Raw genomic sequence first — 25,752 nt, 5'->3', positions numbered from 1 at the left:
ACTAAAATTCTGGTAATTCTTCATTAGATTCAAAAAAAGTTTTTATAAGAGGCTGTGCTTCTTTTGGAGTTACTGCTCTAAAATATTCCAATAAATCTGAAGAAGTTGCATATCTTTTGGTTTGTTGTTTTTTAATACCATCAATAGAATTCCAATCTTTTAAAAAGTTTTGTAAAGCAAGATTTACTTTTTTTTCTCCAACTTTTTGTTGAAAAATATACATTGCTAAAACACCTTTATTGTAATATACATTATCCTGATTTTCAACCAAAGCAAGAGTTGGTTCTACAGTTTTAGATTTCTTTACATTTTTCAAGTACAACTCCTTTTGAAAATCTAAAAATTGCTTCACTTTCTTTTCAGAATACGTGTTTTTAAAAACCATTAAAGCTGCATATTGAGCTAATGTTTCCAAAATAAAATTTTTCCCTTGCACGTTTGCAGCTTCTACTTGCATACCAAACCATTGATGTGCAATTTCGTGAGCAGTAATATAAAAAACCATATCAACATCCTTTTCATCATCAATATCTAACACAAAACCCATAGATTCAGAAAATGGAATTGCATTTGGAAAAGACTGTGCAAAATCAGCATATCTTGGAAATTCCATAATTTCTAACTGCTGATATTGATATTCGCTAAAATTTTTACTGAAATAATCTAAAGAAGTTTTCATGGATTTGAGCATTCTATCTGTGTTGTAATTGTGTTTTGGATGATGATAAATTGCTAAAGAAACTGGTTTTGATAAGTCTTTTTTTGATTGCCAAATGTCTTTTTTAAATTGATATTTTCCAGACACAATAGCATAGAAATTGATAATGGGTTTCAAAGTTTTGTAATGGAAATAATTTCGATTATTTGCTGACCATTTTCGCAATAAATTTCCAGAAGTTATTGCAGTTTGGTTAGAAGAAGTACCAATTATCATTTCCAAATTTATTCCATTTGCATCACCTCCTGAACGTGCGTTTAATAACTCATTTTTGTCTGTTATATTTGCTTTATTTAATCTTGGTTGTAGATTGTATTTAATACGTTCATCTTTATCTTTCAACTCATACTTTTTGTTATAACCCAAAGTTGGAAATTCTTGATTATTAAAAAAAGTACCATTATTTACAATTACAGTGTTGAAGTTTTCATCTTCAAAACCTTTAGGAAAGTAAGATTGTATAAAACTCATTTTTATAGAATCTCCTGGTTGTAAGTTTTTATTTAGTTGATAAATTGTATAATGAAATTTCTTATAATTATCGTTTTTTATTGCCCCATTTTCAAAAGTTACCTTTTCTAGCTTTATATGGGATGCAATTTTTTGTTGCAGATGAATTTCGTTGATTATTGAATCTGATGTGTTTTTTAAAATATAAAATCCATCAACTTTATAAGCTCTTTTTGATGGAAATAAATCCAAATTCAAATTCACATCTATAATTTTTGGTTGATTGATGTATTCAAAAATTTTTAGTGTTTTTTCATAAGAAACTCTGTATGCAATTTGCTCGTTTTTTGTCCAATATTCATTAATAATATTTGTATTGTAAAAAATAAAAATCCCTAAACTCAAAAATAAAAACACCAATGAAATCAAACTAATTTTTACAGGTTTAGATATGCTTTTTTTTATCGATTTTATACGTTTTAGTAAACTGTTTTCAGTACCTCTTAAAGATAAAAGACTGCTAATAATTAAAAGAATTAACCCAAATAAAAACCAATATATTTTTATGAACAAGTAAGGTTTTAAGAAATGACCATATCCATTCATTTCTGAATAAGTATCTAAACTTTTACCACCAAAATTGTAAAAACTATGCTTAAAACCAACAACTTCTAGTCCTACATCAACAATAAAAAATAGTATAAAAAATAGCACACCAATAAATTTGTGATTTGAAATTGATTGAAAGAAAAAAGCAACAAATGTGTACAAAATTAAAAATGGAAATATCTCTAAAAAGAAGCCAGAAAAATAGACAGATATTTCAAAATGATAATAACCACAGGTAATCTGGAATAAAATACCTGATAATATCAAGCTAAATAGCAACACTATATAAATAAGGTTAAGTGCAATAAATTTACTCACAATTCTATTAAAATCAGAAATAGAAGTAGCATCGTAAATTAAATTGAACTTTAGATTTTGTTCTTTCCAAATCAATTCTCCTGAATAGAATATCAAAATAATAATGAAAAAATAAAAAGAAGTTTCTTGCAATTCGCCAACAATAAAATACGTTTCTGGGTAACTATCAACACCATAAACAGTTCCAAGATTTACGAAATTGATGATAATAATTATTATACCACAAATTACAATTCCCCAAAAAGAATTTTCTTTTAACAATTGTTTGGTGTAGAATTTAGAAAGTTCAAAAAATTGTATAATTTGAGTTTTAAAATTATAATCAATACTAAATCTTGGTATCGTAATTTTATCAACTATTGAAACTGTATTTAGATTAGAACCATCATTTTTTGTAGATTTTGACTTTTTAAAATATGTATTAAAAGAGAATTTTTTGTAGCCAATAAACAGCACTATTAAGCCTAATAAAATCCAGAACAATTTATTATAAAGCACTTCATTTGCCATTGATATTTGAAATGTGTTTTTTTCAAAAACTGACCAATTTTCAGTAAATTTTGTTAACGTAGTTAAAGAAAAAGGATCTAAAATGGCTTGAATATATTCGTTTTTAATCGCTTTTGTAGTCATAAAAACTACAAATAATACAATTCCTTGTGTATAAACAACCAGTAATTTTTTGCTTAACATACCTGTTACAAAAAATAAGCAAGCACCAAAAAATAATGAGGGTAAAACGATTATAGCAAAAGGCTTTGTATAGCTTACGATTTTAAAAACCTGCATTTCATTAGCTTTGTGCCAAGGCATTTGAGAACCTAGAATCATGCCAAATAAAACACCACTAAAAACGAATAGCAGTATCATAAAGGACCCTAAAAACCGACCAAAAATATAATCTCTTTTTGTAAGAGTAGTACTAAAAAGTAAAGGCTCTGTTTGGTGTTGAAAATCACGAAGAATAGGAACACCCATAATCATAGAAGCCATAATCATAAAAATACCAGTAATTGCACCCATTGTTTTTGCAATGACCAAAGGCGCATTTTTTTGAACCATACCAATTTCTACACCTTGAAAAACGAAATCTACACCAACAATAGAAAATAGAAATAGTACTCCAAAAAACAAATATGTTTCAGGGCGTTTTAATCTATAAAAAACCTCAAATTTGATTATCTCTAGAAGCATTTGTTAGTTTTTGATTTTTGAGAAATACACACTTTCAAGGCCACTTTTCATTGAGATAAAACCATTTTCAGGTTTTTTTTTGCTTAATATATGTATCATAGGTTTTCCTAAAAATAATTTTTGATTTATGATAGTATATTCTTTTTGATACTGCTCTAATTCTTCTTTTTGAATTGTTTTTTTGTAAATTTTTCCTTCGAGATTATTGATTAGTTCAAGAGGATTTCCTTTTAAAACAACTATGCCTTTGTCAATAATTGCCATATTTGTACACAATTCTTTTACATCATCAACAATATGAGTAGAAAGTATAACTATGGTATTTTCGCCAATTTCACTCAATAAATTGTAAAAACGATTACGTTCTTTTGGATCTAAACCAGCAGTAGGCTCATCAACAATTAATAGTTTAGGATTGTTTAATAGAGCTTGCGCAATTCCAAAACGTTGTTTCATACCTCCAGAAAAACCACCCAAATTTTGTTTACGAGCATTATATAAATTGACTTTGTGCAGTAAACTTTCGATAAGATTTTTACGTTCTTTTTTATTTACAATTCCTTTTAAAACAGCTAAATGATTCAGCAACATTTCTGCAGATATTTTTGGATACACTCCAAATTGTTGAGGCAAATAACCCAATACTTTTCTGATTTCATTTTTCTGATTAGTTACATCAACATTACCCAGTTTTATAGAACCTTCATCAGCATCTTGTAAAGTGGCAAGAGTTCTCATTAAAGTAGATTTTCCAGCACCATTTGGACCTAAAAGTCCAAACATTCCTGTAGATATTTCTAGTGATACATTTTGTAATGCTTTAATGCCATTATCGTAAGTTTTACTTAAATTGGAAATAATGAGCTTGTCCATTTGGCTGTAATATTTTGAATTTTAGCCAAACTTAACATCAGTATTTTTTTCTTTAAAGTTTATGTGACAAACACATCAATTTTAGGGATACAAAGTAAAGGATGCATTTTTCTCTAGAATTTGGTGTTCATTACGTTTTTGAAGTCGTTTGTCAACTTATTTGTCAAATGCAGTATAATTGTTTAATATTGATTATGATTTCAAAAATGAGAGGACAATTAGTGTCAATTCCAAATTGGATTTATTGGTTTTTTTTGATAGGATTTGGTCTTTGTATTGTGATTTTTAATGATCTTTTTGGAGAAAGTGAAGTGTTTGGTTTTGTTGCTTTTTTCTATTTTTTAACTGTTTTTTTTCTTTTCTTTCGATGGTTTTTTAGGCAAATAAAAATCATTATTAGTTTAAAACAGGAAAAAGCCAAAACAGAATTATTGCATTTACAGAGTCAGGTAAATCCGCATTTTTTCTTTAATATGCTCAATAATTTATATGGTTTGGTTGATAAAGATGCTGAAAAAGCGAAGAATTTGATTTTAAAACTATCAGATTTAATGCGATACAGTATTTACGAAGGAGAAAAAGAAACAGTTACATTAAAAGAAGAAATCACCTATTTAGAGAATTATATAGCATTACATAAATTAAGATATCATAAAAAAATTGATATTCATTTTCACGTGGATGTAGATGAGAAAACGTATAAAATATTACCACTTTTATTTATTATTTTATTGGAAAATGCTTTTAAACATGGAGTTGAAAATTTAACTAAAGATGCTTTTGTATCCATAAATTTAATAGCAAAAAACAATACCATTACTTTTGAGATTAAAAATAATTTTGACGTTGAAATTCAATCAGAAAAACAAGGAATTGGATTAAAGAATTTAAAAAGGCGTTTGGCTTTAAAATATCCCCAAAAGCATTCTTTTAAAACAACAATTAAAGAAAATATGTATACTTCTAAATTAGAACTAAAACTATGATTAACTACTTAATCATTGATGATGAGCATATTGCACACGATATTATTAAAGGATATTGTGATATTTTACCAAATTTAGAATTTGCTAAAAGTTGCTATGATGCTATTGAAGCACTTCAGTTTTTAAATAAAAATACTGTAGGTTTAATTTTTTTAGACATCAATATGCCTAAATTAAAGGGTTTCGATTTTTTAAAATCCTTGCAACATCCACCCAAAATCATTGTAACAACTGCTTACAAAGAACATGCTATTGAAGGGTTTGAATTAAATGTTATAGATTATTTATTAAAACCTTTTAGTTTTGAAAGGTTTGTAAAAGCAATAAACAAGGTAAAAGAAAATAGTACAGAAATTTCTACACAAAAACCAAAATCAATAAATAAGAAAGATACTGTATTTATAAAATCGGATAAGAAACAAATTCAAGCAAAGTTATCAGAAATTTTATACGTTGAAGCAAATGGAAATTATTGCAAAGTGTATATGTTTTCTGAAACTATAGTTACTAGGAGTAAAATTTCAGATTTTTTTGAAAAATTGCAAAAAAATGATTTTTTTCAAGTTCACAAATCTTTTATTGTAGCAAAAAAACATATTAATTTTATAGAAGGTAATTGCATAAAAATTGGCTTACATATTATTCCAATAGGAAAATTATACAAAAAAAGTATAGATGTATTGCTAAAATAAACTCCATATTCAATTAAGAATATGGAGTTTTAAAAAAACTAATCAACCAAATCAATTTAATTATCTTCTCTATCTCTTTTCATCTTTCTTTTTCTCTTCATCATTTTCTTTCCTTTAACCATTCTTTTTTTAGCCATTTTTTCAAACTTTTCAAACTGCTCATCATCTAAAATTTCTTTCATGCTTTTTTTAAATGCAATTTGATTATCTAAACGTTTTGATTGCATTTCATACATTTCATCTGCAGTTGGTTTTTTTTCTGCTTTTCTCATCTCCTTTCTTTTCTCCATAGCTTCTTTTTTTGCAGTAGCTTGAGCATTTAACAAAGGTTTAATTTGATTTTGTTGCTTTTCTGATAAATCTAAAGCCAGTGTCATTTTCTTAACAGCTAAATTAGTGTGTTGTTCAACAGATAATTGAGGTCTTTTATCTTTCCTCTTTTTTTGGGCTTGTGTAGTTAAAGTAAATGCGAATACTAAAACTAAAATACTTGCTAATTTTCTCATAATATATAAATTTTGTTATTTTTAAATCCACTTCTTTGACCAAAGAATTTTTAAAAGGTTTAAATTTGTTTTCTAATTAACAAGTATTTAACACTATAGAACACATGAAAAAAATACTTCTTTTTTTTGTTTTACTAGCAACAATAACCAATGCTCAACAATCTGCAAATGTAGATTTAAGCAACCCCAATGCTACTATTTATACGCATATCTATTATTTGCAAAACGATACTTATCAACCCCAAAAAGCAGCCCAAACTATCTATGGTTTAGAAGGAGATGAAGCTATCAAAAAAGCGATTAAATTAAAACGAATTTTAGATGGTAAAGGATTATATATAGATTTTAGTAAAATACCTAATAATCCTAATTTTAATGATTCTATAGGGTATTCTAAATTATTTAAATATGTTCCTTTTCCACAAAGAATGCCAAAAATTTACGTAGAAAAAATTGATAAAAATTGGTATTATTCGTCGGAAACTGTTGCTGCTATTGATATTTTATATAGCGACGTTTACCCATGGTATGTAGAAAAGCTACAAAGTGTTGTTCCAGATTATGGGCATAAAAAAATATTTGGTTGTGAAGTCTGGCAAATTACTGCATTATTACTTCTAGTTATATTAACTATTCTAGTCTATTGGTTAGTTAAAAAAATAACCTACAAAGTTTTAGAAAGAATTCAATACTATATTACCAAAACTACCATTACTAATATTGAAGTAAAAACTGTTTTAAGAAAATTGGCACACCCAATTAGTTTATTAATTAGTTTAAAATTTATTGGTGCTATTTTTCCATCATTACAATTCTCACTAGAAGTAAATAAATGGGTCTTTTTAGGGATAAATATTGCTGAAACAGTTTTTTGGATTTTTATACTGTTAAAGCTGGTTAAGGTTATTATGCAGATTTACAAAGAAGTAACTGAAAAAACAGATAATAAGCTTGATGACCAATTAGTACCAATTTTAAATAATTTACTTACAGGTATAGTGGTTATTTTTGGTTTTTTTAAAATGCTTCAATTATTTGGTGTAGATACCACAACCATTCTTGCTGGAGCCACAATTGGAGGTTTGGCTTTTGCATTGGCATCACAAGATACCGTTAAGAATTTTATTGGTACTGTAGCTATTTTTCTTGATAAACCTTTTCATATAGGTGATTGGATTAGTGCAGGTGAAGTTACAGGTACTGTTGAAGAAGTAGGCTTTAGATCAACAAGAATTAGAGCTGCAGATACTACTGTTTTTCAAATACCTAACAGTAAATTATCAGAAATGGTAATTAATAATTCTGGTGTGCGTTCTTTTAGAAGGTACAATACCACTTTAGGAATTCGTTACGATACTCCACCAGAATTGATTGAAGCTTTTGTAAAAGGCGTTCGTGAAATTATTAAGGTTCATCCAGAAATTAGAGAGGATGCTTTTGTAGTAGAATTTACAGGTTTTGGTGATTCTGCTCTGCAAATTATGATGAATGTGTTTTTTAAAAGCTTGGCTTGGAATGATGAGCAAGCTTCTAAACACAAATTGCACCTAACAATTGTTAGATTGGCAGCTGCTTTAGGGGTAGATTTTGCTTTTCCATCATCAACTGTTATGATTGAACAATTCCCAGACAAAAGTAGTTTGGCACCAAAATACAATACCAATCAAGATAATTTTGAAAAAGCCATCCAACAAATCGTTGATAATTTTTCTAAAGAAAATCCACCCAAAAACTCATGAAACGTTTTTTAAAATATTTTTCCTTCATTTTTTTACTATTGGTAATTGTTTGTATTGTCTTCTTTTTTTGGGCATCCTCTTCAACATTAGCAGAAAAAGAATATTCAAAATTAATTGAGATTGATACATTTGATGAACCTAAAAATGATTCTATTTTTAGTATTGTTACCTATAATATTGGTTATTTAAGTGGCATGACAAATAATAGAGCTGTCGAAAAACCTAAAAGTTTGTTTAATGATAATTTGCAGAAAGTACTACTAGAAACCAAAGAAGTAAACCCTGATATTATTGCATTTCAAGAGATAGATTACAATGCTTCACGTTCTTACAATGTAAATCAAGAAGAAGAAATAGCCAATTTAGGATACAATTATAGAGCAAGAGCCATAAATTGGGATGAGCGTTATTTACCTTTTCCTTATTGGCCAATAAGTATGCATTTTGGTAAAGTGGTTTCTGGGCAATCTATTATTAGTAAATATCAATTAAAAAATCATAAAAGGATAGTTTTACAAAGAGTTGCTGATGCTCCCTTCCATAGAGATGCTTTTTATTTAGAACGATTAGCACAAGTTGTAAAAGTGGTTTTGAATGATAAAGAGGTTGTAGTTATAAACATTCATTTAGAAGCTTTTGAGAAAGAAACGAGAGTAAAACAATTTGAAGAAGTTTTATCTATTTTTAATACTTACAAGAAAGAATATCCAACTATTTTATTAGGGGATTTTAATTCTAGAGCAAGAGATAAAGACGCTATTGTTCAAAAAATGTTTGTCATGTCTGATGTTGGTAATGCCGCTTTTAATCCAGAAAATCTTGCCAATACTTTTGATACCAAAAAACCTTTTGAACGAATAGATTATATTTTTTATACAAAGAATACTATTGAATATGTATCTGGAAAAGTACTAAATGCTTTTGGACTAGCTTCAGATCATTTACCTATTTTTATGAAGTTTAAGTTGAGGTAATTACTCTTCTTCTATTGGAATTGGCTCATTATTCATAAAAGCTTCAAAAGCGCAAACACTTATTTTATAATTTAAAAGATTTCTGAAGCTAAATGATATTCTTTTACTTTTTTTGACTTATAAACCTTTTTCCTAAAATTAAGATTTTGAATAGGATTATCAATAGTCAAAAAAGTTGGAGAGTCATTCAAATTTAGAACTAGAGTTATAATATAGTCTTTTTGATATTCTTTAGCCCTTTTGTATTCTTTTTCTGTAAGTCTAAATTTCCCTTTTTTTTCTCTAATTCCTTTTACCTCTGTTAAAAAAGAATGTTCATTGACATTTACTTGAAAATCATAACCATCTCCATATAATCTAGCATCTTCAATGGTGCCGTTTTTAAAAATATCGATTGTATTGTAATTATTTAAAAAATATAATTCAGCTTCTAAACCAGTTTCTTGCATTTTTTTATATCGAGTTTTTATAATTGGTTTTACTGATATAAAAAAATCATCAATATTGTACTTATCATTTAAAAAGAGTTTTACAACATTTGCGTATTCGTGAGCATTTTCACTACCAAAAAGATTATCTATAGTTTGTTTTCTATGCAAATAAGTATCTCCTTTATGCCACCAACCTTTTCTTTTATTTGGGAAAAATGGATCAAGTAAATCCATCCTATTTTTTACAACACTTCCAGTTTCTACTATATTGATATCAACAAAATATTGATAAAAAGAATTTTTAGTACTGAATCCAAATTCTTTGATAAAATCATTATCAAATTTAGAAAGTCCATATCCTAATAGGTTTAAAATTTCATAATTCTCATGTTTATTTTCTTTCATTCCAACTTATTTAATCAATTTGTATTTTAATCTTTAAGTCTTTCTTTCAAATACCCAAAACTATCTTTAACAGTTTTAAAAATATGTTCTTCAGCAACTAAATCTGGTACAATATCAATAGATTTTAGTTTGTCATAAGGTTGTTCATCAACATCTACCAAAACTACCATAATACCTTTTTGTTCTAAATCTAAAACAGCATTTTCTAGGGCATACAAACCAGATTGATCTATATATGGTACTCTATCCATTCTAATAATTAAGGCTTGTATTTCATCAGGAATATTTTTAATTTCATTCTGAAAGTGCGAAGTAAATCCAAAGAATAATGGTCCGTACAAATGTTTGATATACACTTTGTTTTTATATTTTTCGTAAAAAGGCAATTCGTCTTGCCAAGGTTTTTCACCATCAAAACCAGCTAAAGTTCCAACTTCTAAACCTTCTTCAGCAATATCACTAGCTTGTTTCATAAATAGTAGAGAAGCCAATAACAAACCAACACCAACTGCTTGAATTAAACTTCCAAAAGTAGTCATCAATAAAACTATAATTAGTACAATTGCATCTGCTCTTGGTACTGCCAATAGGTGTTTTAATCCTTTAGTATCCACAATTTTAAATGCAATAGGAATTAGTAAACCTGCTAATACTGAAAGTGGAATATATGCAGCCAGTTTACCCAAACCTAAAAGCACTGCAAGTAAAAATAATCCATGAATGGTTCCAGAAACTCTTGTTCTTCCTCCACTATTAATATTAATTACTGTTCCTTTTGTAGCACCAGCTCCAGGAATTCCTCCAAAAATGGCAGCAATAGCGTTTCCTATTCCTTGCCCAATTAATTCTCTGTTACTATTGTGTTTGGTTTTGGTCATATTATCAGCAATTACAGAGGTTAATAGTGAATCTATAGAACCTAAAACAGCTAATACAATTGCATACTCTAAAACTAGTGAATAAGCACTTGAGTCTATACTAAACAAACCTTCAATTTGTAATGATGGTAAACCAGATGGTATTTCACCAATAATTGGCACGTTCCATTGTAAAAAATAACTGGCTAATGAAGCTACCAATAATGCAGCTAAAGCACTAGGTATTTTTTTTGTGATGAAAGGAAAAGTATAGTACACAATAACAGTTAAAACACCCAATAACAATGCTTCTAGGTTAAAATCTGAAAACAATCTTGGTAAATCTTGTACCACTAACCAAGTAGATTTTGCTGACGATAAACCTGCAAAAGGGAAGAGTTGTAAGATTACGATAATGAGTCCAACACCACTCATAAACCCAGAAACAACAGGATAGGGAAAATATTTAACATAACTAGCAATATTTAAAAAACCAAATACAATTTGAAAAACACCACCCATTAAGAAGGTTAACACAATAATTGGCATAGCAGCACCTAAACTACCTGTGCTTTCAATTGCTGCAGCTACAAGTGCTGCAGAAACGACTGTCATAGGCCCTGTTGGGCCACTTGCTTGTGTGGCTGTTCCACCAAAAATGGCTGCAAAAATACCGACTGCAATAGCTCCATACAAACCTGCAATAGCACCTAAACCAGATTGTACTCCAAATGCTAACGCTAAAGGAAGTGCAACAACACCAGCAACTAAACCACCAGTAATATCTCCTTTTAAGTTTTTTAAATCGTAATATTTAGCAATCATAGTTATTATATTATCAGTTTAAATAGAAAAATTGGTATGTAAATTTAAGGAATAAACCTTAATTTATTTTAGAGAATATTATTATTAAAGATTTAATCTTTCGATTTTTTTAAAGGAGAATTAATCCAATAAGAATCTTTAAAGATTTTGTTTGTTATAATTGTTTTTGAAAGTGGTAGACTTTTATCAATAAAATTTACTTGAAGAGGTAGCTTTTTATCAGTAAATATCTCTTGTACAAATAATTCTCTGTACTGATTTAATTTTATACTAGGCCTTTTATCAATTTCAAAATCTCTTGTATCTTTTATATTTTTGATATCAAAAGTGAAGTAAGAAGGATAACTTGGATTGTCTTTTTCTTTATCAAAATTTATTTTTTTAGTCGAATTTTTATCAATGTAAGCCTTAATTGTTCTACTATCGGTATCAGAAATACTAACATTAATAATTTTTAATTTCTGTTGTTTATAGTAAATTTTAAAATTCCTCTTAAAAGGTTCTATTGTGCTAATATCAATTTCTCTATTAAAAGATATTTTAAATGCATTTTGTTTAGCACTAAAGATTGTTTTGGCAATTTTAAAATAATTACCATTTGTAGTTTCAAAATAATTGTTGAACGAAATGTAATTCAAATACATTTTATCTTGTTTAGGAGTATATTGAATGGTTACAGCATATTGTGGTTTTTTCTTTTTTCTGTAGTACAAGTTGTAATTAAATTTATGAATTGCAAAATCATTTTTAGAAATATAAATATGACCATATGCAGAATATTCATAACTAGTTTTATCTTTTAAAGAGTAAAGGTAAATTTTATACAATGCTATATCATCTAAATAGACGATTTCTTTAAGGTTGAAAAAGTGATTTTTAATAAAGTCTTTATCAAATACATTGGTAAAAGAAAAAGACATTTTATCGTGATTTCTAATAGCATTTGTAAGATCTAATATATTAAGTTCATTGCCTCCTAAAGGAGTAATATAAACATTTTCTGAATACTTTTTTTTCTTATTGTCGTAAGGTATTGTTAATGTAGAGTCTTGAATAAAGTCTTTATTTGCAGTAAATTTATAAAGCAAAGCTTGATTTTTCTTATTTTTTAATTTATCGGTTTTAAATCCATTATCAAAAGATTCTATTATAGCTTCATGTACATTTAAATACTCAATAGGTTTGTCTGATTTTATCATTTTCTGATAAGAATCATCAGTTGGTTGTTGGTAATCTCTATAGTAACCTATGTAAGAATGTGGTGTAGTAGGATAATTTTCTAGTATGTTTTCTACTGCTTTTCTAACAATTTGTCTCGCGTATAATTTCTTTTTTCTTTTTGATGATTTTATAACTATTTCATCTAGTTTGTTATTAGATTTTTTAAGGTAAATAATGTTTGTTGCCTCCTTTTTTAAATTAGATAGTTTTATTTCTTTGTTTTTATATCCAATTGAAGATATTTTTATAATTCCATTTTTATGATGTTTTAAAGGGATTTCAAAATTTCCATTAAAGTCTGCATGTGTACCTCTATTTATTTTCTTTAGCATAACTGTTGCATATACAACAGGTTTTTTTGTAGAAAAATCTAAAACTTTACAAGTTAGTTTACTGTTTTTTTCTTGGCTATAGGAAATAAAAATTTTTAAAAATATTAGAAAAGTAACTAAAAATATTTTTCTCAAAGTAGAATTATTAGGTTAAATTAAAGCAAAAACCACACCAAGATAGATGTGGTTTTAATAATATAACTGTTACATTTATTTTGGATCTAAAGCCATATCTATTCTAGCTACAGCATCCTGTAAATGATAGCGACTAACTGTATTTGGTGCTTTAGAAATATTAGCTTTTAAATCTCTCTTTAATCGATTTAATTCACCTCTTACCATTGCTTTTATATCAGATTGATTAATAACTACTGTACTTTGTTTCCAGTATCCTTCGTTTCTTCCTCTCTGATTTTTAGCTTCATTTAGTAAATAACTTAAACGATTAATATGTGCTCTTTGTAAACTTCTTCTGTAGGTATCTATACTACCACCTCTGTACAATTCTGACCAAACACCTTGGCGTAAATCATAAAATAGAGTAGTTAATTTATAGGCATTGTTTCCATTTAAAGTCTCGTTTTCAATCATTCTAGCCATTCTACCAGCATCTAAAACTCTATTTAAACCTCTAGATTGTAAACCACTTATTCTTTCAATATTTCCAGAAAAACCAGCTTTGCCAAAAACATCTTTGTTAATCATCCATTTAGGTGTAGCAAATAGTTGTTTATTTAAAAACTTAACCGCGTTTCTTTGATGATCTTTATTAACGTGTGTATAAATATCTCCTTTTTGACCAACAGCTTTGTAGTGTTCATAAACTCCACCAATGTTCGATGCTACATGACCAACATATCTGTTAAATTGACTTAATATTTGACCATACATAGTAGCCATATCTTCGTAAGTTTCACCTTCTTTTGTAGTCCATTTTTCTAGGTTATTCATAATCCTTTTAAGGTTCTTAATACCATAATCACTAGCTTTCATGGCATTGTCACCTAAATCTTCTGTTTGAGAACTAGGGTCAACAGGACCTCCAGAACCAACTTGTTGATGTCCAAATCTATACATTGGGTCTCCTGCATGTTTTAAAATCAAAGAATTTAAAATTGGTTTTTCCTCTTTAGCAGTTTTGTTTAAAATAGGTCTGTATCCCCAAGAAATAGCATATTTGTCATAAATACCAATATTTGGCATTAAAGCAACACCTTTATCTTCTGGTTGAGCTACATAATTAAAACGAGCATAATCCATAATTGATGGTGCTGTACCGTATTTTTTTGTGAATGATGCAGAACGCAAAGAATCTACAGGATAAGCTACAGAACTTCCCATATTATGAGGTAACCCTAATGTATGACCAACTTCGTGAGAAGATACAAAACGAATTAAACGACCCATAACTTCATCTTTAAATTCTGTTGTTTGTGCATCTGGATTAATAGCTGCAGTCTGAACAAAGAACCAGTTTTTTAATAGAGACATTACATTGTGATACCAATTGATATCAGATTCTAATATTTCTCCTGAACGTGGATCACTAACATGTGGTCCATTTGCATTAGGAATTGGAGAAGCTAAATAACGAACTACTGAATAGCGAACATCTTCTGGACTCCAATCTGGGTCTTCCTCTTTTGTTGGAGGGTCTTTGGCAATAATTGCTTCTTTAAATCCTGCAGCTTCAAAAGCAACTTGCCAATCTTCAATACCTTGTTTTATATACTTTCTCCAAACTTTTGGTGTTGCTCTATCTATATAGTAAACAATTTGCTTTTTTGGTACAACTAGTTCTCCTCTTTTAAATTTTTCTAAATCTTCATCTTTAACTTCTAATCGCCATCTATCTAAAAAAGTAACAGTTTTACTTTTTTGAGCATCTAAACCATAATCTGTTTGTCCTCTAGCAAACCACCCAACTCGCTCATCAAAATAACGACGTTTCATGGGTTTTTCTGGAAGTAAAATCATAGAGTTACTCATTTCTACAGAAATAGAACCCACACTTCCATTACTTGGTGGTTTTAAAGCAAAATACGTTTTTACGTGACGCATTTCAATATTTTTTGGATAGCTACTAACTCTTTCAATATAAGAACGAGCTTTATCTAAACGTGTTGCTCTGTATCTTGTTCTATAAAATTGTGGAAAACCCATAGGTTTTACATCATCAGAAAGTAGTTTTGTTGCATCTACAACAACAGCTGTAGTATCTTTGTTAAAAGCTTTAATTGGGAAGGAATACAATACTGGCTCGAAATTCGAATTTACAACAGCTTCATGAACAGGTAAAATTGTATCTGCCACTACTTGATGAGAAACAACTCTCAATAAGACTTTCTTATTCTTTCTTTCCCAACGCAAAACTTGCGTATTGGTTTTTCCACCACCAAACCCAATGCCACTAGCAGTTTTTGCAATACGTGTAACCATTAGCATTTCACGATTCATTAACTTATTAGGAATTTCAAAAAGATAATTGCCGTCTTTAGAGTGAACTTTAAAAAGACCATCATCAGTTTTCATGTCTTTAGTTACAACTTTACTGTAAGGTTTTATAGCTCCTTTTTTAGGTTTGGCTTTTGGTTTCGATTTTACAGCAGTGGCTGTCTTGTCGTCTTTTTTGTTTTTTTTCTTCTTTTTTTGAGCTTCTGCATCTAAAGAAAAAGCAAAAATAAATGCAACCAAAAGTAGTTGCGAAAGTACTTTTTTTGTCATAATGTAGTGTGATTTGAATTGTTTTCGAAATTACATAAACATTAAAACAAGGTCTCTTAAATAAATGTTAAAGACATAAAATGAAAAGCTATCAATATTCATTGATAGCTTATTAAATTCCAAAAAAATAGAATGCATTAAATGTTAAAAGCTTCCTTAACTTTATTTACATAGTCTAATTTTTCCCAAGTAAACGTTTCTACTTCTTCTGAAACAGTTTCTCCCATAGGATTTTTAAATGTTACTGTTTTAATTTCTGGAGTTCTTCCCATATGCCCATAAGCAGCAGTTTCAGAATATATTGGTGTTCTTAATTTTAGTCTTTGTTCTATAAAATATGGACGCATATCAAATATAGATTCAACGATTTTACTAATTTCCCCATCAGTTAAATTTACTTTAGAAGTTCCATAAGTTTCTACGTTGATACTTGTTGGTTTTGCAACTCCAATAGCATAAGAAACTTGAACCAAAACTTCTTTACAAAGACCTGCAGCAACTAAATTTTTTGCAATGTGTCTTGTTGCATAGGCACCAGATCTGTCTACTTTACTTGGGTCTTTTCCAGAAAAAGCTCCTCCACCATGAGCTCCTTTTCCACCATAAGTATCCACAATAATTTTACGACCTGTTAAACCAGTATCTCCATGAGGACCACCAATTACAAAAACTCCTGTTGGGTTGATGTGATACGTAATGTCGTCAGTAAATAATTTCTGAATATGAGTAGGTAATTTTGCAACAACTCTAGGTATTAAAATTTCAACAATATCTTTTTTTATTTTTGATAACATTACTTCTTCAGAAGCATCAAAATCATCATGCTGTGTAGAAATTACAATTGCATCAATTCTTTGCGGAACATTATCATCAGAATATTCAATAGTTACTTGACTTTTTGCATCAGGTCTTAAGTAAGAAATTGCTAAATTTTCTCTTCTTAATTCAGCCAACTCTTTTAATAATCTGTGCGATAATTCAAGAGCTAAAGGCATATAATTTTCAGTTTCATCTGTTGCATAACCAAACATCATTCCTTGATCTCCTGCACCTTGTTCTTCTGGACTAGATCTATCAACACCTTGATTGATATCTGGAGATTGTTCGTGAATTGCAGATAAAACTCCACAAGAATTACCATCAAACATATATTCTCCTTTGGTATAACCAATTTTATTAATTACGTCTCTTGCTATTTTTTGAACGTCTAAATAAGTTTTAGATTTTACCTCACCAGCCAAAACTACTTGACCAGTTGTTACCAAAGTTTCGCATGCAACTTTACTATTTTTATCAAAGGCTAAAAAATTATCAATTAAAGCATCGGAAATTTGATCTGCTACCTTATCTGGATGACCTTCAGAAACACTTTCGGATGTAAATAAATACGACATAATTCAATTTATTTTATAAATTTATTTTTATTAAAATTGATTGCTTTGTCGCTAAAAGAAGTAGATAATTACTGCTTTAGCATTTTTGTTACAACTGAATTTATTTCAGATGTAGAGGTTGCAATCAGTTCAAATTTTTCCTCTTATTAAATGCAAATTTACGCGAATAATCTAAAATTTTAGTAAAATTTTACTAAAAATTATTGAATGTTTAAAATAAGTTATCAATTGAGTTTAAATTTACAATTCATAAAAAATTAACAATGTTTTATTTGGATATTAAATTTTTCTGTTGCAATATTTGTATTCACAAAGTTCAATAACTTATTGAAATGTTATCAAGAAAGGTGGAGGGATTAGACCCAATGAAACCTTAGCAACCCTTTATAAATACTAAATAAAATGGTTTTTATAAAGAAGGTGCTAAATTCTACCCAAGTACTGAACTTGTTTCAGTGTCTCAAAGAATGAGATTGGATAGATAACTAAAACAGAATATCTTAAACCTAAAATATTCTTAATTTTCTTAATAACATTTTTCTAATAAATACATCTTAAAAGATGTTTTTGACTTTTGTTTTAATCAAATTATTAACTCAAAAAAATAGAAAAATGAGTACACAAAAATTAGCAACAAACGCGTTGCACGCAGGACATGATGTAAAAGCAAATGGAGGAGCAAGAGCAGTTCCTATTTATCAAACAACATCTTATGTTTTTAATGATGCTGATCATGCAGCAAATTTATTTTCGTTGGCTGAATTAGGTTTTATTTATACACGTTTAAATAATCCTACTAATCAAATTTTGCAAGAACGTTTGGCAGCAATCGAAGGCGGAATTGGAGCAGTGGTTTTTGCTTCTGGTACAGCAGCAATTTCTACAGGTTTATTAACACTTTTAAAAGCTGGAGATCATATTGTAGCCTCAAGTAGTTTGTATGGAGGAACTTACAATTTATTGAGTGTTACCTTACCAAGATTAGGTATTACTACTACATTTGTAGATGCTTCAAATCCTGATAATTTTGCAGATGCAGTTCAAGAGAATACAAGAGCGTTTTTTGTAGAATCTTTGGGAAATCCAAAATTAGACGTGTTAGATTTAGAAGCAATTGCAGTACATTCTAAAGCTGCAGAAGTTCCTTTTATTGTTGATAATACTGTTGCAACTCCAGCATTATTAAATCCTTTAAAACATGGAGCAAATATTGTAATTCATTCGTTGACAAAATATATTGGTGGTCAAGGAAACTCTTTAGGAGGTGCTATTATAGATGGTGGAACTTTCAATTGGGCAAATGGAAAATTCCCTGAATTTACAGAACCTTCTGCAGGGTATCATGGTTTAAAATATTATGAAACTTTAGGTGCTGCATCTTATACGTTTAAATTAATTTTAGAAGGATTACGTGATTTTGGTGGTGCAATTAGTCCAACAAATGCATTTAACATTATTCAAGGTTTAGAAACATTATCAGTAAGAATAAAACAACATTCAGAAAATGCATTAGAACTAGCAAAGTGGTTAGAACAACAAGAAGAAGTTGCTTGGGTAAATTATCCTGGTTTAGAGAGTAGTAAATATAATGCTTTATCTAAAAAATACTTACCAAAAGGACAAAGTGGAATCGTTACTTTTGGAGCAAAAGGTGGTTTTGAAGCGGCTAAAACCATTTCAAACGAAACACAAGTTTTTTCTTTATTAGCTAATATTGGTGATACAAAATCGTTAATTATTCATCCTTCAAGTACAACACATCAACAATTAGATGAGGCACAGCAAGAAAGTGCTGGTGTAACATCAGACTTAATAAGACTTTCTGTAGGTATTGAAGATATTGAAGATTTAAAAGCAGATTTAAAATCGGCTTTTGCAAAAATATAATAATTTAGATGATGTCTCTTCGAGTGAAATTATTTATAATGAAATGAAAAATAATTTTGTGTCGAGAAGTTATAAAAAGAAGTTCTCGATACAATTTTTATTTCTTTAGTACTACATAAAAATCACTCGAACTGATATTTCAAAAAACAACTATTGAAACATCCACTACAACATATCAAAATACAAGATTTTACTACAGAAAGTGAAATCGCAATTGCAGAACTCAATTTAAGCTATCAAGTTTTTGGTAAAAAATTAGGTACAGCTCCTGTTGTGTTAATCAACCACGCATTAACAGGAAATAGCGAAGTTGGTGGTAAAAATGGCTGGTGGCAAGATATTGTAGGCAAACAAAAAGTGATAAATACTGATATTTATACAGTATTGTCTTTCAATATTCCTGGAAATGGTTTTGATGGATTTTTGATTGATAATTACAAAGATTTTATAGCTAGAGATATTGCAAAGATTTTTTTAGAAGGATTAAGAAAATTAACTATCAATAAACTTTTTGCACTGATAGGAGGCTCTTTAGGAGGTGGAATTGCTTGGGAAATGGTGGTATTAAATAACAAAATAACCCAACATTTTATCCCTGTAGCTACAGATTGGAAATCCACAGATTGGTTAATTGCAAATTGTCAAATTCAAGAACAGTTTTTAGTCAATTCTAGTAATCCTGTGCATGATGCACGAATGCATGCAATGTTATGTTACAGAACTCCAGAATCTTTTAAAGAGCGTTTTCATCGTTCTAAAAATGATGAGCTCGCTATTTTTAATATAGAAAGCTGGTTGTTACATCATGGAAAAAAGTTGCAAGAACGTTTTCAATTGTCTTCTTATAAATTGATGAATCAATTGCTAAAAACAATAGATGTAACAAACAATGGTAATAAAAGTGATGAGATTTTAGATGGAATTGAAGCAGATATTCACATTATTGGTGTGGATTCTGATTTGTTCTTTACAGCCGAAGAAAATAGAGAAACGCATAAAAAGTTAGCATTAACAAAAGAAAATGTTACTTATAATGAAATAAACTCTGTACATGGTCATGATGCTTTTTTGATTGAGTATGAGCAACTCGAAAAAATAATTGAACCAATTTTCAATACAAATTTTCAAAAGCAAAAAATGAAAATTGTAAAGTTTGGAGGAAAATCTTTAGCTAATGGAAAAGGTTTAGAGAATGTGCTAAAAATTATTTCTGATAAATATAAAAATAATGAAAAATTTATAGTTGTAGCTTCAGCAAGAGGCAATACAACAAATGATTTAGAACTTATTTTAGACAGAGCTGTATCTAAAGAAGAGTATCAAGTTTTGTTTGATGAGTTTAAGGCATATCAACAAGCACCAAATCAAAATATCGATTTTTCAAAAGAGTTTATAACTCTAAAAACCATTTTTGAAGGAGTTTCTCTATTAGGAGATTACAGCCAAAAAATAAAAGATGAAGTTTTAGCACAAGGCGAATTACTGTCTGTAAAATTACTAGCAAGTTTATTAGAACAAGAAAATATTCCTTCAAACTACACAGACTCAAGAGACTTAATTATAACTGATGAGAATTTTGGAAATGCACAACCTATTACATCAATCTCAAAGGAAAATGTGGTTGCTTATTTTAAGAAATACAAAAATAAAATCAATATTGTAACTGGTTTTATAGCATCAAACAAAAATGGAGAAACCACAACTTTAGGGAGAAATGGGAGTAATTATACTGCCTCTTTATTAGCCAATTATTTAGATGCTGAAGAGTTACAAAATTACACACATGTTAGCGGAATTTACACAGCCAATCCAGACTTGGTAGCAGATGCAAAAAAGATAGAGCAGCTTTCGTTTTCTGAAGCGAATGAGTTAGCCAATTTTGGAGCATCAATTTTACATGCAAAATCGATAATTCCACTTTTAGAGAAAAACATCAACTTACGAATTTTAAATACATTTAATGCAACAGATAAAGGAACATTAATAACATCAGAAGTAGCAACAAAAGGCATCAAATCTATTTCTACTATTGACAATGTGGCTTTATTAAATTTTGAAGGACGAGGTTTATTAGGAAAAATAGGTGTAGATGCTAGAATTTTTAGTGCTTTAAGTGCAAAAAATATTAATGTTAGTATTATTTCTCAAGGTTCTTCAGAAAGAGGAATAGGGTTAATCATCGATAAAAATAAAGCTAAAGAAGCTGTTGAAACTTTAGAAAATGAATTTGAAAATGATGTAAATGCAAATGATGTAAATCGTATTTCTGTTGTAGATAATGTTGCTGTAATTTCGATTATAGGTCAAGATTTGAGCGAGTTTCATCATCCATATAATGCCTTAATAAAAAATCAAATTGTACCACTTTTATTCAACAATACAGTTACTGGAAAAAATGTGAGTTTGGTGGTTAAAAAAAAGGAACTATACAAAGCTGTGAATGTAATTCACGGACAAGTTTTTGGTGTGACTAAAAAAGTAAATATTGCTATTTTTGGTAAAGGTTTGGTTGGTGGTACATTAATTAATCAAATTATAGAAAATACACAATCCATATTAGAAAGACGTAAAATTCAACTAAATGTATTTGCGGTTGCAAACTCTAAAAAAGTGTTGTTAAGTAGAATTGGAGTTGACCAAAACTGGGAACAAAACTTAACAGAAAAAGGAGACAAAAATGTGTCTGTAAATAATATTATTGCTTTTGCAAAAGAACATCATTTAGAAAATTTAATTGCGGTTGATAACACAGCAAGTGTTGACTTTGTTGGGAATTATATTCCATTAATTGAAGCAGGGTTCGATTTAGTTTCTTGTAATAAAATTGCAAATACATTATCTTTCGATTTCTACGAAGAAGTAAGAGCCAAGTTAAAGAAATACAAAAAACAATATTTATACGAAACCAATGTTGGTGCTGGTTTACCTTTGATTGATACCATTCGTTTATTACACGAATCAGGAGAAAATATTACCAGAATTAGAGGTGTTTTTTCAGGAACTCTAAGCTATTTATTTAATAATTTTTCTGCTAATGATGTTTTGTTTTCTAAAGTATTGCAAGAAGCAATTGATAAAGGTTTTACAGAACCAGACCCAAGAGAAGATTTAGGTGGAAATGATGTTGCCAGAAAACTATTGATTTTAGCAAGAGAGTTAGATTTAAAAAATGAGTTGGATGAAGTAGCTATTAAAAACCTAATTCCAGAGCATTTACAAGAAAACTCTTTAGATGATTTTTTAAGCAATTTAGAATTATTAGATGAAGATTATCAAGTATTGAAAGATAGCCAAAAAGAGAATCATGTGTTACGTTATATTGGAGAATTAAGTGGTGATTTATCTAAAGAAAAAGGAAATTTAGAGGTAAAATTAGTGTCAACACCAACAAATACACCTTTAGGTTCTTTACAAGGTTCTGATGCCATTTTTGAAATTTATACAGAATCTTATGGAGAGCAACCTATTGTAATTCAAGGAGCAGGAGCAGGAGCAAAAGTAACAGCAAGAGGCGTTTTTGGAGATATTTTACGATTAGCAAAACATAATAATTAGCTTTTTCCTGCAAGGTTTCGAAAACCTTGCAGGTATTTAAGTATAAACAAAGATACCTACAAGGTTCTAAAAAAGACCTTGAAGGAAAAATAAAACAATGAGCAAACATTTCGAAACAGAAGCCATAAGAAATCAAACTGAAAGAAGTCAATTTTCAGAACATTCTTCGCCTTTATATTTAACATCAAGTTTTGTATTTGATGACGCTGAAGAGATGAGAGCCTCCTTCGCAGAAGAAAAACAACGTAATTTATATAGCCGATTTACAAACCCGAATACTTCAGAATTTGTAAATAAAATAGTAATTATGGAAGGTGCAGAAGCTGGGCATGCTTTTGCAACTGGTATGTCTGCTATTTTCTCAACATTTGCAGCTTTGTTAAATGCAGGTGACCATATAGTTTCTTGCAAATCTGTTTTTGGTTCAACTCATGGTATGTTTACCAAATATTTACCAAAATGGAATATAGAAACTTCGTATTTTAAGGTTGATGAAGTTGATTTGGTAGAAAGTTTAATCAAAGAAAATACCAAAATTCTTTATATAGAAACACCAACAAATCCAGCAGTAGATATTTTAGATTTAGAATTGATAGGCAACATTGCCAAAAGGCACAACTTAATTTTTATTGTTGATAATTGTTTTGCAACTCCATATATTCAACAACCTATTAAATTTGGTGCAGATTTGGTAATTCATTCCGCAACAAAATTAATGGATGGTCAAGGTAGAGTTTTAGGTGGAGTTACAGTAGGTTCATCAGATTTAATAAGAGAAATTTATTTGTTTGCCAGAAATACAGGGCCAGCAATGTCTCCTTTTAATGCGTGGGTTTTATCAAAAAGTTTAGAAACTTTAGCAGTTAGAGTGAATAAACATTGTAAAAATGCCAAAAAAGTAGCAAGATTTTTAGAAAAAAATGAGCAAGTTAAAATAGTAAAATATCCATTTTTAAAATCACATCCACAGTATAAAATTGCAAAAAAACAAATGAAATTAGGAGGCAATATTGTTGCTTTTGAAATAAAAGGTGGTTTAGAAGCTGGTAGAACTTTTTTAAACAATATTAAAATGTGTTCATTGTCTGCAAATTTAGGAGATACACGAACTATAGTTACACATCCATCTTCAACAACTCACGGACGTCTATCAGAACAAGATCGATTAGAAGTAGGAATTACTAATGGTTTGGTTCGAATATCAGTTGGTTTAGAGCATGTTTCTGATATTATTTCTGACATAAAGCAAGCTTTAAAAAAATAAAAACTTTATGGTGTAAGATTTTAGGTCAGAAAACTTTAATAAACTTTTTAAATAGTTTAATAATAAGTTTATATAAAATATAACTTAATTGGTTAACCAATTTTGTATTTTTACTCTCTAAATTATAAACACTTTTATTTTGTCAATAAAAAACACTTTCAAAATAGGTTTTTTTTGTTTTTTACTATTAACTTTTTTTTCTTGTAGTTCTAAAGATTCGAACGAAGAACAAATTGAGGAGCTAAACTTATCATCTATTTCGCAATTTTCCTCAAACCAAGAAACACAAACACTTACTGTAACATCAAATGTAAATTGGACAGTGAATAAAAATGTGAGTTGGTTTTCTTTTACACCATCAAGAGGCTCTAATAACAATGTTATAAATATTTCTGTAGAGGCAAATCCTAGTATTAACAATCGTTCAGGAATAATTACTGTTGAGAGTAATACTATTTCAAAATCAATTACTATTGTGCAAGCTGGAAAAGTAAATTCTGGGGATTTAGACCCAAATAAAGCACCGTCAGAAAATTTTGATCTATCAACTTGGAAATTAAATACACCAGAAAACAATGGGAATGGTTTTTCTAAAACAATTACTGTAAGCGAAATTAATAATCGTTATGAAGATAAAAACTATTTTTGTACGGCAGATGATGGAGGAATGGTCTTTAAATGTCCAATTGCAGGTTTTAAAACATCAGCCAATACAAGTTATACTAGAGTTGAGCTACGTGAAATGTTAAGAGGTACGAACACAAATATACCCACTCAAGGTGTAAATAAAAATAACTGGGTTTTTGGTTCATCTCCACAAGCAGATAAAAATGCAGCAGCTGGTTTTGATGGAGAAATGAATGCTACTTTAGCCATAAATTATGTAACAACTACAGGTAGTTCTAGCCATGTTGGCAGAGTAATTATTGGTCAAATTCATGCAAATGATGATGAGCCTATACGTCTATATTATAGAAAATTACCAAATAATAATTTAGGATCTATATATTTTGCCCATGAGCCAAGAGATGGTTTTGGGAGCGAAAAATGGTACGAAATGATTGGCTCTAGAAGTAATTCTGCCTCTAATCCTTCAGATGGAATTGCATTGAATGAAAAGTTTTCTTATCAAATTAAAACTATAAATAATACGCTTACAGTTACAATTTCTAGAGATGGTAAAGCAGATATTGTTGAAACTGTAGACATGTCTAATAGTGGCTTTGATAAAAGTGGACAGTATCAATATTTTAAAGCTGGTTTATATCAAGGAAATAACTCTGGTAATTCAGATGATTATGTACAAGCTACATTTTATAAACTAGAAAAAACCCATACAACAAACTAGGTTTACTATAATTTGTTTACTTTAGTTACATGCTATCTAAAAAAACAAAATACGGAATTAAAGCACTTACTTTTTTAGCGAGGCAAGAAGACAAAAAGCCTGTACAGATTGCAACAATATCTAAAAGTGAAAATATATCACTAAAATTTTTAGAAAGCATATTACTTACACTTCGTAAAAATGGATTATTAGGCTCTAAAAAAGGTAAAGGAGGAGGGTATTATTTGCTCAAAAATCCTGAAGAAATACCCATGACTTCTGTGATGCGAATTTTGGAAGGACCAATTTCTATGGTGCCTTGTGTGAGCTTGAATTTTTACGAAAAATGTGACGATTGCCCAGATGAAAATACATGTGCAGTTCATAACTTAATGTTACAGTTAAGAGATAGTTCTCTTCAAATTTTTAGAAATACTACTTTGGCAGATTTGAGTAAACAATAGTTTATTA

Annotated in this window: 17 protein-coding genes and 1 riboswitch; of the genes, 9 read left to right on the top strand and 8 right to left on the bottom strand. The window is 29.1% G+C overall.

All coding sequences use genetic code 11. The features are described 5' to 3' along the window. Position 1: 1 nt before the first annotated feature. A complete protein-coding gene (locus BTO18_RS09735; RefSeq protein WP_146106908.1) occupies positions 2–3,289 on the bottom strand; it encodes an ABC transporter permease/M1 family aminopeptidase in 3,288 nt (1,095 codons plus the stop codon). Positions 3,290–3,292: 3 nt separating this feature from the next. Continuing rightward, the gene (locus BTO18_RS09730) at positions 3,293–4,162 is read right to left on the bottom strand and encodes an ABC transporter ATP-binding protein (protein ID WP_105016035.1); all 870 of its coding nucleotides are present in this window, start codon (positions 4,160–4,162) and stop codon (positions 3,293–3,295) included. Positions 4,163–4,368: 206 nt separating this feature from the next. On the opposite strand from BTO18_RS09730, the gene BTO18_RS09725 reads away from it, so the two are divergent. Together BTO18_RS09725 and BTO18_RS09720 are read left to right on the top strand one after the other, a co-directional pair. Next, complete coding sequence (locus BTO18_RS09725) at positions 4,369–5,148, top strand: sensor histidine kinase (protein WP_226789097.1); 780 nt, start codon at positions 4,369–4,371, stop codon at positions 5,146–5,148. After that, the gene (locus tag BTO18_RS09720) at positions 5,145–5,840 is read left to right on the top strand and encodes a LytR/AlgR family response regulator transcription factor (protein WP_105016033.1); all 696 of its coding nucleotides are present in this window, start codon (positions 5,145–5,147) and stop codon (positions 5,838–5,840) included. The genes BTO18_RS09725 and BTO18_RS09720 overlap by 4 nt, the downstream gene beginning before the upstream one ends. Positions 5,841–5,896: 56 nt before the next feature. Here BTO18_RS09720 and BTO18_RS09715 read toward each other — a convergent pair whose 3' ends face one another. Further along, the gene (locus BTO18_RS09715; protein WP_105016032.1) at positions 5,897–6,346 is read right to left on the bottom strand and encodes a Spy/CpxP family protein refolding chaperone; all 450 of its coding nucleotides are present in this window, start codon (positions 6,344–6,346) and stop codon (positions 5,897–5,899) included. Positions 6,347–6,450: 104 nt separating this feature from the next. Here BTO18_RS09715 and BTO18_RS09710 point away from each other — a divergent pair, with 104 nt between their 5' ends. Together BTO18_RS09710 and BTO18_RS09705 are read left to right on the top strand one after the other, a co-directional pair. After that, positions 6,451–8,085, top strand: coding sequence for a mechanosensitive ion channel family protein (locus tag BTO18_RS09710; protein WP_105016031.1), 1,635 nt, complete (start codon positions 6,451–6,453; stop codon positions 8,083–8,085). After that, positions 8,082–9,059: an endonuclease/exonuclease/phosphatase family protein gene (locus BTO18_RS09705; RefSeq protein ID WP_105016030.1), complete on the top strand. Its 978-nt coding sequence runs from the start codon at positions 8,082–8,084 to the stop codon at positions 9,057–9,059. Before BTO18_RS09710 ends, BTO18_RS09705 begins: the two co-directional genes overlap by 4 nt. Positions 9,060–9,130: 71 nt before the next feature. On the opposite strand, the gene BTO18_RS09700 is transcribed toward BTO18_RS09705, so the two are convergent. The 5 genes from BTO18_RS09700 to metK form a co-directional block, all read right to left on the bottom strand. Next, complete coding sequence (locus BTO18_RS09700) at positions 9,131–9,895, bottom strand: protein NO VEIN domain-containing protein (protein ID WP_105016029.1); 765 nt, start codon at positions 9,893–9,895, stop codon at positions 9,131–9,133. A 26-nt stretch (positions 9,896–9,921) separates the two neighbouring features. Next, positions 9,922–11,577 (bottom strand): SulP family inorganic anion transporter, encoded by a 1,656-nt coding sequence (locus BTO18_RS09695; protein ID WP_105016028.1) that lies wholly within the window; start codon positions 11,575–11,577, stop codon positions 9,922–9,924. Positions 11,578–11,669: 92 nt separating this feature from the next. Then, complete coding sequence (locus BTO18_RS09690) at positions 11,670–13,265, bottom strand: carboxypeptidase-like regulatory domain-containing protein (RefSeq protein ID WP_105016027.1); 1,596 nt, start codon at positions 13,263–13,265, stop codon at positions 11,670–11,672. Positions 13,266–13,340: 75 nt separating this feature from the next. Beyond that, positions 13,341–15,854, bottom strand: a complete 2,514-nt coding sequence (locus BTO18_RS09685; protein ID WP_105016026.1) for a zinc-dependent metalloprotease — start codon at positions 15,852–15,854, stop codon at positions 13,341–13,343. A gap of 137 nt (positions 15,855–15,991) precedes the next feature. Then, positions 15,992–17,248: a methionine adenosyltransferase gene (metK, locus tag BTO18_RS09680; protein WP_105016025.1), complete on the bottom strand. Its 1,257-nt coding sequence runs from the start codon at positions 17,246–17,248 to the stop codon at positions 15,992–15,994. A gap of 332 nt (positions 17,249–17,580) precedes the next feature. Beyond that, positions 17,581–17,722, top strand: a riboswitch (SAM riboswitch). A gap of 138 nt (positions 17,723–17,860) precedes the next feature. Here metK and BTO18_RS09675 point away from each other — a divergent pair. The 5 genes from BTO18_RS09675 to BTO18_RS09655 all read left to right on the top strand — a co-directional run bounded on the left by BTO18_RS09675 (position 17,861) and on the right by BTO18_RS09655 (position 25,745). Beyond that, a complete protein-coding gene (locus tag BTO18_RS09675) occupies positions 17,861–19,135 on the top strand; it encodes an O-acetylhomoserine aminocarboxypropyltransferase/cysteine synthase family protein (RefSeq protein WP_105017541.1) in 1,275 nt (424 codons plus the stop codon). Positions 19,136–19,288: 153 nt separating this feature from the next. Further along, positions 19,289–22,690, top strand: coding sequence for a bifunctional aspartate kinase/homoserine dehydrogenase I (gene thrA, locus BTO18_RS09670; RefSeq protein WP_105016024.1), 3,402 nt, complete (start codon positions 19,289–19,291; stop codon positions 22,688–22,690). Positions 22,691–22,787: 97 nt separating this feature from the next. Beyond that, complete coding sequence (locus BTO18_RS09665; RefSeq protein WP_105016023.1) at positions 22,788–23,954, top strand: trans-sulfuration enzyme family protein; 1,167 nt, start codon at positions 22,788–22,790, stop codon at positions 23,952–23,954. 139 nt (positions 23,955–24,093) lie between these two features. Next, complete coding sequence (locus BTO18_RS09660) at positions 24,094–25,302, top strand: polysaccharide lyase family 7 protein (RefSeq protein ID WP_226789098.1); 1,209 nt, start codon at positions 24,094–24,096, stop codon at positions 25,300–25,302. A gap of 29 nt (positions 25,303–25,331) precedes the next feature. Beyond that, positions 25,332–25,745: an RrF2 family transcriptional regulator gene (locus BTO18_RS09655; protein ID WP_105016021.1), complete on the top strand. Its 414-nt coding sequence runs from the start codon at positions 25,332–25,334 to the stop codon at positions 25,743–25,745. The last annotated feature ends 7 nt before the right edge of the window (positions 25,746–25,752 follow it).

The organism is Polaribacter porphyrae (assembly GCF_002954685.1).
Classification (GTDB): Bacteria; Bacteroidota; Bacteroidia; order Flavobacteriales; family Flavobacteriaceae; genus Polaribacter; species Polaribacter porphyrae.
This window is presented reverse-complemented; position numbering and strand designations above follow the sequence as displayed.